The organism is Streptomyces sp. NPDC101132 (genome assembly GCF_044759225.1).
Lineage (GTDB): Bacteria > Actinomycetota > Actinomycetes > Streptomycetales > Streptomycetaceae > Streptomyces.
The window spans coordinates 916,923-932,890 of sequence record NZ_JBIVYX010000001.1 but is presented as its reverse complement, the minus strand read 5'-3'; the positions used below and the strand labels follow the sequence as shown (position 1 = coordinate 932,890).

General features: G+C 72.9%; 11 protein-coding genes. 7 read left to right on the top strand and 4 right to left on the bottom strand.

All coding sequences use genetic code 11. The features are described from left to right. The first annotated feature begins 66 nt into the window (after positions 1 to 66). The 3 genes from ACIQUR_RS04135 to ACIQUR_RS04125 all read left to right on the top strand — a co-directional run bounded on the left by ACIQUR_RS04135 (position 67) and on the right by ACIQUR_RS04125 (position 4,561). Positions 67 to 1,590, top strand: a complete 1,524-nt coding sequence (locus tag ACIQUR_RS04135; protein WP_403657830.1) for an MFS transporter — start codon at positions 67 to 69, stop codon at positions 1,588 to 1,590. Positions 1,591 to 1,709: 119 nt separating this feature from the next. Then, on the top strand, positions 1,710 to 2,963 hold the full coding sequence (locus ACIQUR_RS04130) for an NAD(P)/FAD-dependent oxidoreductase (protein WP_403657827.1): 1,254 nt from the start codon (positions 1,710 to 1,712) through the stop codon (positions 2,961 to 2,963). A gap of 194 nt (positions 2,964 to 3,157) precedes the next feature. After that, positions 3,158 to 4,561, top strand: a complete 1,404-nt coding sequence (locus tag ACIQUR_RS04125) for an MFS transporter (protein ID WP_403657824.1) — start codon at positions 3,158 to 3,160, stop codon at positions 4,559 to 4,561. Here the strand turns inward: ACIQUR_RS04125 and ACIQUR_RS04120 are convergent. Next, on the bottom strand, positions 4,539 to 5,720 hold the full coding sequence (locus ACIQUR_RS04120; protein WP_403657821.1) for a magnesium and cobalt transport protein CorA: 1,182 nt from the start codon (positions 5,718 to 5,720) through the stop codon (positions 4,539 to 4,541). The genes ACIQUR_RS04125 and ACIQUR_RS04120 overlap by 23 nt on opposite strands. A 146-nt stretch (positions 5,721 to 5,866) precedes the next feature. On the opposite strand from ACIQUR_RS04120, the gene ACIQUR_RS04115 reads away from it, so the two are divergent. Together ACIQUR_RS04115 and ACIQUR_RS04110 are read left to right on the top strand one after the other, a co-directional pair. Next, entirely contained in the window at positions 5,867 to 7,033 is a 1,167-nt protein-coding gene (locus tag ACIQUR_RS04115; RefSeq protein ID WP_403657818.1) for a winged helix DNA-binding domain-containing protein, read from the top strand. A 201-nt stretch (positions 7,034 to 7,234) separates the two neighbouring features. Then, positions 7,235 to 8,764 (top strand): AMP-binding protein, encoded by a 1,530-nt coding sequence (locus tag ACIQUR_RS04110; RefSeq protein ID WP_403657815.1) that lies wholly within the window; start codon positions 7,235 to 7,237, stop codon positions 8,762 to 8,764. Between the two features lie 167 nt (positions 8,765 to 8,931). Here ACIQUR_RS04110 and ACIQUR_RS04105 read toward each other — a convergent pair whose 3' ends face one another. Both ACIQUR_RS04105 and ACIQUR_RS04100 read right to left on the bottom strand, forming a co-directional pair. After that, a complete protein-coding gene (locus ACIQUR_RS04105) occupies positions 8,932 to 9,420 on the bottom strand; it encodes a glutathione peroxidase (RefSeq protein WP_399940815.1) in 489 nt (162 codons plus the stop codon). A 66-nt stretch (positions 9,421 to 9,486) separates the two neighbouring features. Then, positions 9,487 to 10,335, bottom strand: a complete 849-nt coding sequence (locus ACIQUR_RS04100; protein WP_403657811.1) for a hypothetical protein — start codon at positions 10,333 to 10,335, stop codon at positions 9,487 to 9,489. A 235-nt stretch (positions 10,336 to 10,570) separates the two neighbouring features. Between ACIQUR_RS04100 and gcl the strand changes: the two genes are divergently transcribed. Together gcl and ACIQUR_RS04090 are read left to right on the top strand one after the other, a co-directional pair. Then, positions 10,571 to 12,358: a glyoxylate carboligase gene (gene gcl, locus ACIQUR_RS04095; RefSeq protein WP_403657808.1), complete on the top strand. Its 1,788-nt coding sequence runs from the start codon at positions 10,571 to 10,573 to the stop codon at positions 12,356 to 12,358. A gap of 208 nt (positions 12,359 to 12,566) precedes the next feature. Continuing rightward, positions 12,567 to 13,997 (top strand): MFS transporter, encoded by a 1,431-nt coding sequence (locus tag ACIQUR_RS04090; protein ID WP_403657805.1) that lies wholly within the window; start codon positions 12,567 to 12,569, stop codon positions 13,995 to 13,997. Positions 13,998 to 14,497: 500 nt separating this feature from the next. Here the strand turns inward: ACIQUR_RS04090 and ACIQUR_RS04085 are convergent, their stop codons facing one another. Continuing rightward, positions 14,498 to 15,955, bottom strand: a complete 1,458-nt coding sequence (locus ACIQUR_RS04085; protein WP_399940822.1) for a catalase — start codon at positions 15,953 to 15,955, stop codon at positions 14,498 to 14,500. Positions 15,956 to 15,968: the final 13 nt, after the last annotated feature.

Here is a 15,968-nt window from a genome sequence, read left to right as displayed (position 1 = left end):
GCGGGCACCCTGGCGCAGGTATCTCGACATCGAGATACCTCTACGGGGACACGGAGGAAGCCCGACATGGGACGGAACGGCACGCGGGGGACGGCCCCGGAGGGGTACGCGGGGGGCGCGGGGGGCGCGGCGGGGCGGCAACCGGGCGGCGCGCCGGACGCCGGGGTGTCGGACGCCGGCGCGCCGGACGCCGGGGCGGCGACCGGCTCTGCGACGGGCCGCGAGGGGCCCGTACCCGGAGGAGCCCCCGGCGGCGGCCTGTTCGCGCAGCTCCGTCGTCCGCCCGGCGGTCGCGACGCCCGCATCATGCTGTTCGCCCAGCTCCTCGACCGCACCGGAACCGGCGTCTGGGCCGCCTCCATGGTCCTGTTCTTCACGTTCGTCATCGGCCTCGACGCCGGCCGGCTCGGCCTGATGCTCGGCGCCGGCGCGGTGGCCGGCATCGTGGGCTCGCCCATCGCCGGCCACCTGGCCGAACGCTTCGCCGTACGGCCCCTCCTGATCGCCTGTCACCTGATTCGGCTGGTGGCGCTCCTCGCGCTGCTGGTCGTCACCCGCTTCGAGGCGCTGCTGCTGATCGTCGCCCTCACGTTCCTCGGCGACCGCGCGGCGAAGACCCTGGAGATGCTCTTCGCCACCCGGGTGGCGGGCGAACGGCGCGCCACCTACCAGGCGCTGTCGCGCAGCGCGGCCAACGCGGGCTACGCCGTCGGCGCGGGCATCGCCGCCGCGGGACTCGCCGTGGGAACCCGGGGCGCGTACGAACTCCTCATCCTGGCCAACGCCCTCTCCTACCTGCTGGCGGCCGCCCTGACCTGGCGCACGGCGGAACCGCCGGCCGTACGCATTTCGGAACCGCGGCCCGTGCGCGCGGCGGAACCACCAGCCGCGGGCGCGGCGGAACCACCGACGGCCCCCGCGGCCCCCGCCCCTCCGGCGGCCGTGGTCGGCCCCGCACCTTCGGCGGCCGTGGCCGCGAACCCCTGGCGGGACCGGGGCTACCTCCGCTTCGTCCTCCTGGACATCCCGCTCTGCCTGGACGACGCGATCCTGTCCGTCGGGCTCCCGCTGTGGCTCGTCCACCACACGGACGCCCCCCACGCCCTGGTGCCGGCCTTCCTCTTCCTCAACACCGTGCTGGTCGTCGTCCTCCAGCTCCCCGTGTCCGCGAAGGTCGAGCGGCCGCGCCAGGCGGCCCGGTCCGTGGCCTGGTACGGGCTGTTCCTGCTCGGCGCCTGCGCCCTCGTCGCCGTCACCCCGGCCCGCGGCCCCTGGACGGCCTCCGCGACCCTGCTGGCCGCCGCGGTCCTGGTCACCGCGGCCGAACTGGTGCGGTCGGTGTCGTCCTGGGAGCTGGCCGTGTCCCTCGCCCCGACCGAGGGGAAGGCCTCGTACCTCGGCGTGGCGGGCATCTCCTCGGCCACCCAGAAGGCCGCCGGCCCGCTCCTCCTCACCGCGGCCGTCACGCCCGCGGGGCCGGTCGGCTGGCTCGCCCTCGGCGCCGCGGTCACCGGCCTCGCCCTCCTCCAGCGCCGCACGTCCCTCGCCCGGCTGGCCTCCCTCGCCGGCCATCCCTCCGCCGTGAGATGACTGATTGTCAACTCACACTCACCGCACCGGAATTGGGCACCATTCCGTAGAGTCATGCACTGCCCCACGCCTGCCCACCCCATCGAGCGGTATCCCATGACGAAGGGAACGACCGGCGCATGACCATGCCCGAGAGCGCGGTGTACGAGTACGACGTCGTGATCAGCGGGGCCAGCCTCGCCGGCAGCGCCGCGGCGATCCTGCTCGCCAGGCGGGGGGTCCGCGTCGCGCTGCTGGAACGCCGGTCGGACCCGGACCCGGACGCGTACAAGGTGCTCTGCACCCACTCCCTCACGGCCAACGCCCATCCGGTGCTGGACGAGCTCGGCCTGGTACCCGACCTCGAGAAGGCGGGAGCCGTGCGCAACGAGGCCCGCTGGCACACCCGTTGGGGCTGGATCGAGCCGAAGGCGGCGCCGGGCGGCCCCGAGCTGCCGTACGGGTACAACGTCCGGCGCAGCATCCTCGACCCGCTCATCAGGTCCCGGGCCGCCGAAACCCCCGGCGTCGACCTCCTCCTCGGCCACCGGGTGACCGGAGTGGTCCGGGAGGCCGGCCGCAGCGTCGGCGTACGCGCCTCGACCCGGCAGGGCGAGCGGGAGGTCCGGGCCCGCCTGGTGGTCGGCGCCGACGGCAAGGACTCCGCCGTGGCGAAGCTCGCGGGGGTGCCCACCCGGCAGCACGAGAACGCGCGGTTCGGATACCTCGCGCACTACCGCGACCTCCCGCTGCCCGGCGGGATCGGCCAGACGTGGTTCCTCGAACCCGACATGGCGTACGCCTTTCCGAACGACGACGGCGTGACGGTCCTCGCCGTGGTCGCGGACAAGAAGCGGCTGCCGGCCTTCCGGAACGACCTCGAGGGCAGCTTCAACTCCTTCATCCGCTCCCTGCCGGAGGCGCCGCCGGTCGACTCCGCCCGGCGTGTCTCGAAGTTCATCGGCACCGTCGACCACCCGCTGCACACCCGCCGGCCGACGGCGTCGGGCCTGGCGCTGATCGGCGACGCCGCCCTGACCGGCGACCCCCTGTGGGGAGTCGGCTGCGGCTGGGCCCTCCAGTCCGCCCAGTGGCTGGCGGAGGCCGTCGCCCCGGCCGCGATCGGCCGCGGCGACCTGGACCGCTCCCTCGCGGCGTACGCCCGTACCCACCGCCGGCGGCTGCGCGGCCACCAGTCCCTGGCCGCCGACTTCGCCCGTTCCCGCCCCTTCAACCCGATGGAACGCCTGATGTTCTCGGCGGCCACCCGCGACCCCTCCCTGGCCCGCCACATGCACCTCTTCGGCTCCCGCCTGATCACCCCCCTCGGCTTCCTCAGCCCGGCGGCCGTCCTCAGGTCGGCGACGGTGAACCTCCGCACCCGCCGGACCTGACCGCTCGACCCGCCGACAGGTCCCGGTCGGCGGGTCGCGGCCATCCGGAACCGGCCGCAGCCGCCGCAACGGAGCCTGTCGCGGCGAGCCTCCGCGGGCCCGGCCGCCGCAGCCCGGTGTCCCGGCCGGGGCCGGAGCCGCGCGCGCCCATAACCTCATTGACGTACGAACGATCGTGCACTTAAATCCCCGGCATGACATCCGACGCCACCGCCCGCCGGGCTTCCGTGGCCCTCCAACTCGCCTGCGCGGGCGCCTTCCTCAGCTTCCTCGACGCCACCGTGACCAACCTGGCGGTCCCGCCGATCGCCGCCGGCTTCGACGTCTCGCTGACCACCGTCTCGTGGGTGGCCACGGCCTACGTGATCCCGTTCGCCGCCCTGCTCGCCCCGGCCGGACCGCTGGCCGACGCGGTCGGCCGCGCCCGCCTGTTCCTGATCGGCGTCGCCCTCTTCACGGCGTCCTCGCTGCTGATCGCCGCCGCCCCGACCCTGCCCGTACTGCTCGCCGCCCGAGCCGTCCAGGGCGTGGCGGCGGCCCTGCTCGTACCCGCCTCGCTGGGACTCGTCCTCGCCGAAGTCCCCGCCGGACGCAGGCGCGCCGCGATCGGCGTCTGGAGCGCGGCGGGCGCCCTGGCCGCCGCGGCGGGACCCGCACTCGGCGGCCTCGTGGTCGAGGCGCTCGACTGGCGCGCGCTGTTCTGCCTCAACCTGCCGGTGGGCCTCTGGGTCCTGGTCGCCGGCAGGAAACTCCTCCCCGGCGAAGCCCGCACCGGCGGCGTACCCGACCTGGCCGGCGGCCTGCTCCTCGCCCTCTCCATCGGCTCCGCGGTCCACGGCCTCACCCAGGTGCCGGACCACGGCTGGTCCTCCGCGTACGTGCTGTCCGCCGCCGGCGTCACGGTGCTCACCGGCGCGGCGGCCGTACAGCGGTCGCGCCGCCACCAGCGGCCGGCGCTGCAGCTCGACCTCTTCCGCAACCGCACGTTCGCCGTCGCGAGCGGCGTCTCCTTCGCCTACGGCACGGCCCTCTTCGCCACGATGCTGCTCGGCGTCCTCTTCCTCACCGACGCCTGGGGCTACTCACCGCTGGAGGCCGGTCTCGCGATGAGCCCGGCGGCACTGGTGGCCGCCGCGGCCGGCATCGGCATCGGCCGGCTCCCCTTCACCCCCACCCCCCGCACCCTGGTGACGGCCGGCTCGGCCCTCATCACCACCTCGACGGCGGTCCTGGCCCTCCTGATCGACACCGAACCGCACTTCTGGACGCTCTGGCTCCCGGCCGGAACCGTGATGGGCGCCGGCATCGGCACGGCCACCGTCGGCATCTCCAGCGCCGCCGCCCTCTCGACCGCCCCCGAACACTTCGCCGCGGCAACCGGCACGGTCATGGCGGCCCGCCAACTCGGCGGCGGCCTCGGCATCGCCGCCACGGCCGCCATCCTCGCGGCATCCCCCACCCCCGACGCCCACCCCTACGCCACGGCCTACTGGTTCACCACAGCCGTCACCCTCACCGCAACCCTGACCGCCCCCTCCCTCCGCCCCACCCCCCAGTCCGCACCCGCACCGCCCGCTAGAGCCAGTCGCGCTTCTTGAAGATGACGTAGAGGCTGGTGCAGACGACGGCCATGAGGAGGATGGCGAAGGGGTAGCCGCCGGCCCAGTGGAGTTCCGGCATGGTTTCGAAGTTCATGCCGTAGATCGTGCCGACCAGGGTGGGGGCGAAGAGGATGGCCGCCCACGAGGAGATCTTCTTGATCTCCTCGTTCTGTTCGAAGCCGGCTTCGGCCAGGGCGCGCATTTCGGCGTTCTGCTGCTGGGTGACCAGGGTGGCGTTGACCGTGAGGATTTCGGTGAGGGCCTGGCGGAAGCCGTCCACGCGTTCGCTGGTGTGCGTGACGTGGTCGGCCACGTCGCGGAGGTAGCGCTGGAGTTCCTCGTCCGTGCCGTACTTCGCGAAGCCCGCCATCAGGCCGTGCAGCATGCCGACCAGGGGGCGGGTGGCGCGCTGGAACTCGACCATTTCGCGGGAGAGTTCGTAGATGCGGCGGGAGACCTCCGGGTCGCCGCGGAACACCTCCGTCTCGATTTCGTCGATGTCGGTCTGGACGCCGTCCACCACCGGCGCGTAGCCGTCGACCACCGCGTCGAGGATCGCGTACAGGACCGCCTCGGGGCCGAGCTTGAGGAGGTCCGGGGTCTCCTCCATGCGGCGGCGGACCGCCGAGAGGTCCGGGGCGGCCGCGTGGCGGACCGTGATCAGGAAGTCCGGGCCCACGAAGACGTGCAGCTCGCCGAAGTCGACCTCCTCCGGGGCGTCCAGGTAGCGGGCCGCGCGGAGTACGACGAAGAGGGTGTCGCCGTAGCGTTCGAGCTTGGGGCGCTGGTGGGCCTCCAGGGCGTCCTCCACCGCCAGTGGGTGGAGGTCGAACTCGGCGGCCAGGGAGTGGAGTTCGGCTTCCGTGGGGCGGTGCAGGCCGATCCAGGCCATGCCGTCGCACTGCTCGCGGAGCTGCCGGAACGTCTCTGCGAGGGTGGCCGGGGACGCGACCCGGCGCCCGTCGCGGTAGAGGGCGGCCTCGACCACGCTGCGGTGGTTCCCGGGGGCGTCCGGCGAGTCGGACGAGGGGGGGGAGGGGGCAGAGGGTGAGGAGGGGGTGGGGGGAGAGGCCGGTGCGGGGGAGGGAGCGGCGGGGCGCAGCCAGGAGGTCCTCTTCTGCGGAGAGGAGGGGCGGCGGTCGCGGCGCTCGGCCATGTCGGGTCAGCTCCCGGTCGGGTTCCTGCCAGGGGGTCCTTTTGCGAACACCGAGCAGGATATACGGATGAATCGGGCCGCGGGCGGGGAGGCCGGATCACCATTGCGGACCGAAATCGTCCGCAATGCTCGTTAGCGTGGTCCCCATGGACGCCACGAAGAAGCCCGTGCTCGGCACCCGCGCCCTCAACCGCGCCACCCTCGCCCGCCAGCTGCTGCTCCGCCGCTCCGAGAAGGGCGCGGCGGACGCCGTGGCGCACCTGCTGGGGCTGCAGGCACAGAACGTGAAGCCGCCCTACTTCCAGCTGTGGTCCCGCCTGGAGGGCTTCGAGCCGGTGGCGCTGGCCGCGCTCATGGAGTCCCGCGAGGTGCTCCGCATGGTCACCATGCGCTCCACCATCCACACCCACACGGCCGAGGACGCACTCGTGCTGCGCCCGCTCGTCCAGCCCGCCCGCGACCGGGAGATCAACAACTTCCGGAAGGGCCTCGTGGACGTCGACCTGCCGCGGCTCGCCGCACTGAGCCGCCGCTTCGTGGAGGCCGAGCCCCGCACCATGGCGGAGATCCGCGAGGAGCTGCTCAAGGAGTGGCCGCACGCCGACCCGCCCGCGCTCTCGGTGGCCGCGCGCTGCCTGCTGCCGCTGGTCCAGGTCACCCCGCGCGGGGTCTGGGGGCGGTCGGGGCAGGTCCGGCTCACCACGCTGGACAGCTGGCTCGGACGTACGGAGTCCGGGGACACCCCGGATGACGGCCGGGACGCCGCTGCCGGCGCCGGCGCCGGTGCCGACGCCGTCCTCGATGCGACCGTACTGCGCTACCTCGCCGCCTTCGGGCCCGCCTCCGTCCAGGACATGCAGACCTGGGCCGGGCTGACCCGGCTCCGCGACGCCTTCGAACGCCTCCGGCCCCGGCTCCTCACCTTCCGGAGCGACTCCGGCACCGAGCTCTTCGATCTCCCCGAGGCGCCCCGCCCCGACGAGGACACCCCGGCGCCCGCCCGTTTCCTGCCCGAGTTCGACAACCTGCTCCTCTCCCACGCCGACCGCACCCGCCTCGTCCCGGAGGAGTACCGGGGCCGTACCTGGCAGGGGAACCAGGCGCGGTGCACGTTCCTCGTCGACGGGTTCCTCGCCGGCACCTGGCGGCTGGAGCAGCCGAAGGGCGGCGCGGCCGCGGTGCTCACCGTCGAGCCCTTCGGCCGGCTCACCCGGCAGCAGCGGGCCGAGCTCACCGCCGAGGGACAGGCCCTGCTCGCCGCCATGACGGAGGCGGGGGAGGGGGACGTCCGGTTCGGGGCGGTGGACGGCTGAGGACCCGCGGACGGACGGGAACCACCCGGCCCAGTGGGCCGCTCCTCGGTCAACCGCGGCTGACGCCCACTGGTGCTGCGCCGTCCCGCCCGGCACGATGCCCCTGCGCAGTGATCCACATCCACACCGACCGCAGTCCATCGCGCGACGCGACGTGCCGACGTGCAGACGAGATGCCAGGAGTGAGCAGTGCGGGTTCCCATGACCGTGTCCGACTTCCTCGACCGGGCAGAGCTGGGGTTCGCCGCCGGCCCCGGTGTGATCGACGAGCCCGACCAGCCCGGCCCGCCGGTACCGGATTCGACGTACGGCCGCCTCGGCGAGCGGGTCCGGGCCTGGCAGGCCGGGTTCGACGCCCTCGGCGTGGGCGAGGGCGAGCGGGTGGCCGTGGTCAGCCACAACTCGGCGCGGCTGCTGGAGCTGCTGTTCGCGGTGCCGATGAGCGGCCGGATCTGCGTACCGGTGAACTTCCGCCTCAAGCCCGAGGAGGTCGAGTACGTCGTCCGGCAGAGCGGCGCGTCCGTCCTGCTCGTCGACCCGGAGCTCGACGCCGCGCTGGCCGGCGTCAAGGCCCGCCACCGCTTCGTGCTCGGTGCGGAGACGGAGACCGGGCTGATGCGGTTCGGCGTCGAGCCGCGGCCCTGGTCCCGTCCCGACGAGGACGCCACCGCCACCATCAACTACACCTCCGGCACCACCGCCCGCCCCAAGGGCGTCCAGCTCACCCACCGCAACATCTGGGTCAACGGCGTGACCTTCGGCCTGCACACCCGCGTCTGGGAGCGCGACGTCTACCTCCACACGCTGCCGATGTTCCACTGCAACGGCTGGGGCATGCCGTACGTGATGGCCGGCCTCGGCGTGAAGCAGGTGGTGCTGCGCAAGGTCGACGGCACGGAGATCCTGCGCCGCGTCGACGAGCACGGGGTCACCCTCATGTGCGGAGCGCCCGCCGTCTGGAACGCGGTGCTCGACGCGGCGGCCTCGTGGGAGGGCGAGATCCCCGGCCGCGACCGGGTGCGGATCGTCTGCGCCGGCGCCCCGCCGCCGAGCCGGACGATCCAGCGGGTGGGGGAGGAGCTGGGGTGGGAGTTCACCCAGATCTACGGCCTGACGGAGACCTCCCCGCTGCTCACCTTCAACCGGTCCCGGCCGGCCGACGAGGGGCTGCCGCCGGAGGAGCGGGCCCACAAGCTGTCCCGCGCCGGACTGCCCGCCCTCGGGGTCAGGCTCCGGGTGTCGGACTCCGGGGAGGTGCTGGCCCGCTCGAACGTCGTCCTCGACGGCTACTGGGACAAGCCGGAGGAGACCCGGGAGGCGCTGGCGGACGGCTGGTTCCACACCGGTGACGGCGGCACGCTCGACGGCCAGGACGGCCACCTCACGATCTCCGACCGCAAGAAGGACGTGATCATCACCGGGGGCGAGAACGTCTCGTCCATCGAGGTCGAGGACACGATCTTCAGCCACCCGTCGGTCGCCGAAGTGGCCGTGATCGGCGTCCCGCACGAGAAGTGGGGCGAGACGATCAAGGCGCTGGTGGTCCTCGCGGAGGGGGCGACCGCGGACGAGGCCGAGATCATCGCCCACTGCAAGCAGCGGATGGCCGGGTACAAGGCACCGACGAGCGTCGAGTTCCGCGAGGCCATCCCGCGCACCGCGACCGGCAAGATCCAGAAGTTCAAGCTGCGCGAACCGTACTGGGAGGGGCGCGACCGGCAGGTGAACTGACGCCGAGAACGTCGCGGGCGCTCAGGGGAGTGCCGAGGGTGCCGAGGGTGCCGAGGACGTCGCGGGCGCCGAGGAGGCCGGGGGCCTCCCGGGTGCCGACCGTGCCGTACGCGGAGGGGCCGCCCGCAGCCCGCGCGGGCGGCCCCCCGGTACGTACCGCGCGGCGGCTACGCCGGCAGGACCGCCTCGATGGCCGCCAGCACCTCGGGCGACTCCGGGTCGGTGCGCGGGCGGAAGCGGCCCACGACCTCGCCCTGCGGCGAGATCAGGAACTTCTCGAAGTTCCACTGGACGTCGCCCGCCTCGCCCTCGGCGTCCGGCGTCTTCACCAGCTCGGCGAAGAGCGGGTGCCGGTCCGCGCCGTTCACGTCCGATTTCTCCAGCATCGGGAAGGTGACGCCGAAGCCGGCCGCGCAGAAGGTCTGGATGTCCTCGGCGGTGCCGGGCTCCTGGCCGCCGAACTGGTTGCACGGCACGCCGATGACGGTGAAGCCCTTCTCCTCGTACTTGAACTGCAGGCGCGCCAGTCCGGAGTACTGCGGGGTCAGGCCGCACTGCGAGGCCGTGTTCACCACCAGGATGGCCTTGCCCTTGAACGGCGCGAGGCTGGTGGGCTCGTCGGACAGGGTGGTCAGGGGGATGTCGTACAGGCTCAAGACGGGTCTCCTCGACGGGATGGTGTGCGCCGCATCCGATGATGCCCGATCCCGTCGAACAGGTGATCAGGCGCCCGTGCCCACCAGCTCGTCCGCCGGGTCGTTCACCGGCTGGGGCATGCCCGTGAGGTCCATGACGAACAGCGGTATGCCCAGGTCGTCGGCGCGCGCCCGGGCGTCCTCGGTGTAGCCCGCCAGGGAGAAGTACACGCTGGTCGCGGAGGCGGTCAGACCGTTCAGCCAGACGCACTCGACCGCCCGCAGGCCGGCCGGCGCGGTCGTCGGGTCCACCTGCGCCACCAGTCCCGGCGCCCGCAGGTCCACCGCGGCGGACGGCACGGGGCGCGCGTCGGGCTGCCGTACGTCCTGGAAGCCGAGCCAGCGGAGGTACAGCGCGGCGGTCGCCACCGCGTCCCGCGCGGTACGGATGGTCACCGGCCGGAACGCCGGGCGCGGCACCGGCCCGGTCACCGGCAGTGGAATGTGCGCGGGACCGTGCCCTCCGGGAGCGGGTACGGAGTCCCGCCCGCCCTCCCCGCGCGGCGGGGCCGCGTCCGGCGCGCGGTCGGGCGGCACCGGCGGCGCCGGCGGGGTCGCCGGGTCCTCCCGTACCGGGCGGGCGGCCGGCGGGGCGACCGGGGTGTCCATCTCCTCCGGCGGCGTCACGGGCAGCCGTACGACCGTCCCGCAGGAGCAGCCCACCTCGGGCTGCGGCCACTCGTCCCGCCGCCCGCACGCCGTACAGCGCACCGCGACCCAGGTCTCCGACCAGTTCCGGTGGGTCAGCGGCACCGGGGAGGCCACCCGGTCCAGGGGCGGGGTCACGGGGGAACCACAGGCGCAGGGGAAGACCGGCGGGGCGTACGCGTTCTCCCGCCCGCACGCCGGGCAACGCACCGCAAACGTCTCGGCCATCGACATCCCTCCGCCGTCCCCACCGCCGTCGCTCTGCGTGGTCCATCGTCCACCACAAGCGACGGCGCGCGCGAGGGTCCCCCGGATTTGTGCGACTCACGGGGCGGTTACGCGCCATTTGGTGGTTTCGGGGGTGCCCCACCGCCTTGACGCGCCGGAAGACGCCTCCTAGATTGTTTCGCATAGCAGAACAGATTTTCCGGATGACGGAAACAGCCTGATCGCAGGAGTACCGATGCCTCGTATGACAGCCGCCGCCGCGGCAGTGGAGATCCTCAAGCGCGAAGGAGTCACGCAGGCCTTCGGCGTGCCCGGCGCTGCGATCAACCCCTTCTACCGCGAGCTCAAGAACGTCGGCGGCGTCAACCACACGCTCGCCCGCCACGTCGAGGGCGCCTCGCACATGGCCGAGGGCTACACCCGTGCCCAGGCGGGCAACATCGGTGTCTGCATCGGTACGTCCGGCCCCGCCGGCACCGACATGATCACCGGCCTGTACTCCGCCATCGCGGACTCGATCCCGATCCTGTGCATCACCGGCCAGGCCCCGGTCTCGAAGCTCCACAAGGAGGACTTCCAGGCCGTCGACATCGCGACGATCGCCAAGCCGGTCACCAAGGCCGCGACGACCGTCCTGGAGGCCGCGCAGGTCCCCGGCGTCTTCCAGCAGGCCTTCCACCTGATGCGCTCCGGCCGTCCCGGCCCGGTCCTCATCGACCTGCCGATCGACGTCCAGCTGACCGAGATCGAGTTCGACCCCGAGACCTACGAGCCGCTGCCGGTCTACAAGCCGTCCGCGACCCGCGCCCAGGCCGAGAAGGCCCTCGGCTTCCTCCTGGAGGCCGAGCGCCCGCTGATCGTCGCCGGCGGCGGCATCATCAACGCCGACGCCTCCGACCTGCTGGTCGAGTTCGCCGAGCTGACGAACATCCCGGTCATCTCCACCCTGATGGGCTGGGGCACCATCCCGGACGACCACGAGCTGGCCGCCGGCATGGTCGGCGTCCAGACCGCGCACCGCTACGGCAACGCGACCTTCCTGGAGTCCGACACCGTCATCGGCATCGGCAACCGCTGGGCCAACCGCCACACGGGCTACAACCTGGACGCGTACACCAAGGGCCGCAAGTTCGTCCACGTCGACATCGAGCCCACCCAGCTCGGGAAGATCTTCGCCCCGGACTACGGCATCGCCTCCGACGCCAAGGTCGCCCTGGAGCTCTTCATCGAGATCGCCAAGGAGTGGAAGGCCGCGGGCAAGCTCCCCGACTTCACCGCCTGGGCCGCCTCGGCGCAGGAGCGCAAGGCCACCCTGCAGCGCCGCACGCACTTCGAGAACATCCCGATGAAGCCGCAGCGCGTGTACGAGGAGATGAACAAGGCCTTCGGCCCGGAGACGCGCTACGTCACCACCATCGGCCTCTCGCAGATCGCCGCCGCGCAGTTCCTGCACGTCTACAAGCCGCGCCACTGGGTCAACTGCGGCCAGGCCGGCCCGCTCGGCTGGACCATCCCGGCCGCCATCGGTGCCGCCACCGCGCAGCCGGACGTCCCGGTCGTCGCCCTGTCCGGCGACTACGACTTCCAGTTCATGATCGAGGAGCTGGCGGTCGCCGCCCAGCACAAGGTCCCCTATGTCCACGTCCTCGTGAACAACGCCTACCTGGGCCTGATCCGTCAGGCGCAGGGCGGCCTCGGCATCAACTTCGAGGTCAACCTCGAGTTCGAGAACATCAACACCCCGGAGATCGGCGTCTACGGCGTCGACCACGTCAAGGTCGCCGAGGGCCTGGGCGTCAAGGCCATCCGCGTCACCGACCCGGAGAAGCTGGGCGAGGCCTTCGAGCAGGCCAAGAAGCTGGCCGCCGAGCACCAGGTCCCGGTCGTCGTCGAGGCCATCCTGGAGCGCGTCACCAACATCGCGATGAGCAAGACGGTCGACATGAGCGACGTGACCGAGTTCGAGGAGCTCGCCACGGAGCCCGGCCACGCGCCCACCGCCATCAAGGCCCTGCAGGTCTGATCCAGGCCCTTCAGGCCCCAGGACCGCGGGGCGGGCAGCACGAACTGCCCGCCCCGCACGAAGCGGCCCCCGCACCTCCTCCGGGAGGGACGGGGGCCGCTCCGCGTTCCGGAACCCCACCCGGCGGTTCCGGTTCCCCCCGGACCCCCTTCCGGCAGGTCCGGTGCGGCTCGACCGCGGCTCGCCCGGCTCCTGGGAGCTTCCGGCCATGGAAACCGCCCTGGACACCGCCGGGAAGACGCCCCCGACCGCAGCCCCGTACCCGTACCGCTGGGCCGTCCTCGCCCTGGTGCTCACCGCCGACGTGATGGACCTGCTCGACGCCACCATCACCGGTATCGCCGCCCCCGAGGTGGCCGCGGACCTCGGGGGCGGGCGCGAGCTCGGCCAGTGGCTCCAGGCCGCCTACACCCTGCCCTTCGCGGTGCTGCTGATCACCGCGGGCCGGCTCGGGGACCGGTACGGGCGCCGCCGGCTCTTCCTGATCGGCAGCGCCGGCTTCACCCTCGCCTCCGCGCTGTGCTCGCTGGCCACCGAGCCGGGCTGGCTCATCACCGGGCGGGCGCTCCAGGGCGCGCTCGGGGCGCTGCTGCTGCCCCAGGGCTTCGGCCTGCTGAAGGAGGTCTTCCACGGCCCCGAACTGGGCCGGGCGTTCGGGTTCTTCGGCCCGGTGCTCGGCGTGGCCGCGGTGGGCGGACCGGTGCTGGGCGGCGTACTCGTCGGGGCGGACCTGTTCGGCACCGGCTGGCGGTCCGTCTTCCTGGTGAACCTGCCGCTGGGCCTGCTCACGGTGCTCGGCGCGCTGCGCTGGATGCCGCGCGGCGAGGCGGACCCCGCGCTGCGGCTGGACCTGCCCGGCATGCTGCTGACCGGGGCGGCCTCGGCGGCCCTGGTGTACCCGCTGGTGCAGGGCCCCGGCCTGGGCTGGCCCTGGTGGTCGCTGGTGCTCCTGGCGGCCGGTCCGCTGGGCTTCTGGCTCTTCGCCAGGCTCCAGCCGCGCCGGCCCAGCCCGCTGGTGCTGCCCAGCCTGCTGCGGAACACCGCCTACACGGGCGGCCTCCTGGTGGTCACCGCGTTCTTCGCCGCCTTCAGCGGGGTGACGCTGGTGCTCTCGCTCTTCCTCCAGGGCCCGCTGGGGATGTCCCCGCAGGGTGCCGGGTACTCCGTGGCCCCGCTGGCGCTCGGCATGGCGCTGACGGCGGGTCCCGCCTCCGCGCTGGCCCGGCGCAAGGGGCGGCTGGTCATCCAGGCGGGCATCGTGGTGAGCCTGCTGGGGCTGGTGCTGCTGGCGGTCCTGGCCGGGCCGGCCGGGTGGGCGACCAGCGGCTGGCGGCTGGGCCCGGCCACCCTGCTGACGGGGCTGGGCATGGGGCTGGTCGTGCCGCCGCTGTTCGACGTGGTCCTGGGCGGGGTCACCGGGCCCGAGACCGGCTCGGCGGCGGGCGTCCTCAACGCGGCGCAGCAGCTGGCCAACGCCTTCGGCGTCGCGCTGCTGGTCACCTGCTGGTCGGCGTACGGGGACCACGGCTACGGCCCGGGCGGGGCGCTGGCCGGTACGGCGCTGGCGGTCGTGGGGCTGCTGGTCGTGGCCCTGCTGGCCTCGTACCGGCTGCCCGAGGAGATCGCCGCCCGGCACTGAGGCCCGCGGCGGGAGCGCCGTACCGGGCGGGCCGGCACTGAGGACCGCGGCGGGGGCGCCGTACCGGGCGGACGTACCGGCCGGGAACGACAAAGCGCCGGGTTCGCGGGACCGTCCGCAAACCCGGCGCTCTGGCCTGGGAGGTGTGACCGCCCGACGGAACGAGGCTGGCGCGACAGGACGTTCGCACCGCCGGGCGGAGTCTTGGTGGATCCCTCGCGGGAGTCCGGGTCCTCACCTACAGGGGGCTCTGTGCGTGGCCCCTGTACGTGGAGGAGTGGCTGGGACCGTGGCGGCGGGCGACGGGCGTCCCGGCACCGTCCCCCTCAGGTCAAGGGACGGGCCTGCGAACACCCATTACCACCGCACTGGCTCGCACGCCGCCACGGTCCTCGTCCTGAACCCTTCACCGACGAACCACCCCTCATCCGGGTCCGCGGTGCCGGGCTCAGCGCCCAGGTCCTGACCTCCCGTCAGGTCCCGAGCGCGGCCTTGTGGGCTCAGTCCTCGCGCAGGGCGCGGACGGCCTCCTCGACGCGCTTGCCGTAGTCGGCGTCGGCGGCGTGGAAGTGAGCCAGGTTCTTCTCGATGACGTCCTCGCGGGAGACCTGCGACAGGCCGCCGGCGATGTTCGCCACCAGACGCTGCTTCTCGTCCTCGGACATCAGGCGGTACAGCTCACCGGCCTGGAAGAAGTCGTCGTCCTTGGTGTGGGCCGGGGCCGCGTGGGTGCCGGTGTAGCCGGACACCGCCAGCGGGGCGCCGAGGGCGTCGCCGGTCTCGGCCGGACCCTGGTACGAGTTGGGCTCGTAGTTCTTGTCGTGGCGCGAGCCGTTGCGCAGCGCCATGGCGCCGTCGCGGCCGTAGTTCTGCGCGGTGGTGGCCTTGGGGGCGTTCACCGGCAGCAGGGTGTGGTTCACGCCGAGGCGGTAGCGCTGGGCGTCCGCGTAGGCGAACAGGCGGCCCTGGAGCATCTTGTCCGGCGAGGCGGTGATGCCCGGGACGAAGTTGTTCGGGGAGAAGGCGGACTGCTCGACCTCGGCGAAGACGTTCTCCGGGTTGCGGTCGAGGACCAGGCGGCCCACGCGCTGCAGCGGGTAGTCCGCGTGCGGCCACACCTTGGTGAGGTCGAACGGGTTGAAGCGGTAGTCCGCGGCCTCGGCGGCCGGCATGATCTGGACGTACAGGGTCCAGCTCGGGTTCACGCCGCGCTCGATGGCCTGGAGCAGGTCGGTCTGGTGCGAGTTCGCGTCGCTGCCGACGACCTCGGCGGCCTGCTCGGAGGACAGGCAGCGGATGCCCTGGTTCGTCTTGAAGTGGTACTTGACGAAGAAGGCCTCACCCTGGGCGTTGGTCCACTGGTAGGTGTGGGAGCCGTAGCCGTTCATGTGGCGGTACGAGGCCGGGATGCCGCGGTCACCCATCAGCCAGGTGATCTGGTGCGTCGCCTCGGGGGCGTGCGCCCAGAAGTCCCAGACGTTGTCCGGCTCCTGCTTGCCCGTGAACGGGTCGCGCTTCTGGGAGTGGATGAAGTCGGGGAACTTGATCGGGTCCTTGATGAAGAACACCGGGGTGTTGTTGCCGACGAGGTCGTAGTTGCCGTCCTCGGTGTAGAACTTCAGCGCGAAGCCGCGCGGGTCGCGGACGGCGTCCGCACCACCGAGGGAGTCGGCGACGGTGGAGAAGCGCAGGAAGGTCTCGGTCTTCTTGCCGACCTCGTTGAGGAACTTCGCGGAGGTGTAGGCGGTGACGTCGTCGGTCACCTCGAAGTAGCCGTACGCGGCCGAGCCACGGGCGTGCACGACGCGCTCCGGGATGCGCTCACGGTTGAAGCGGGCGAGCTTCTCGAGGAGCTGCTGGTCCTGGATGAGGAGCGGGCCACCGACGCCGGCGGTGGCGGAGTTCTGGTTGTCGGCGACCGGGGCGCCGGACTCGGTCGTAAGCACGCGCTTCGACATGGTGACCTTCCGT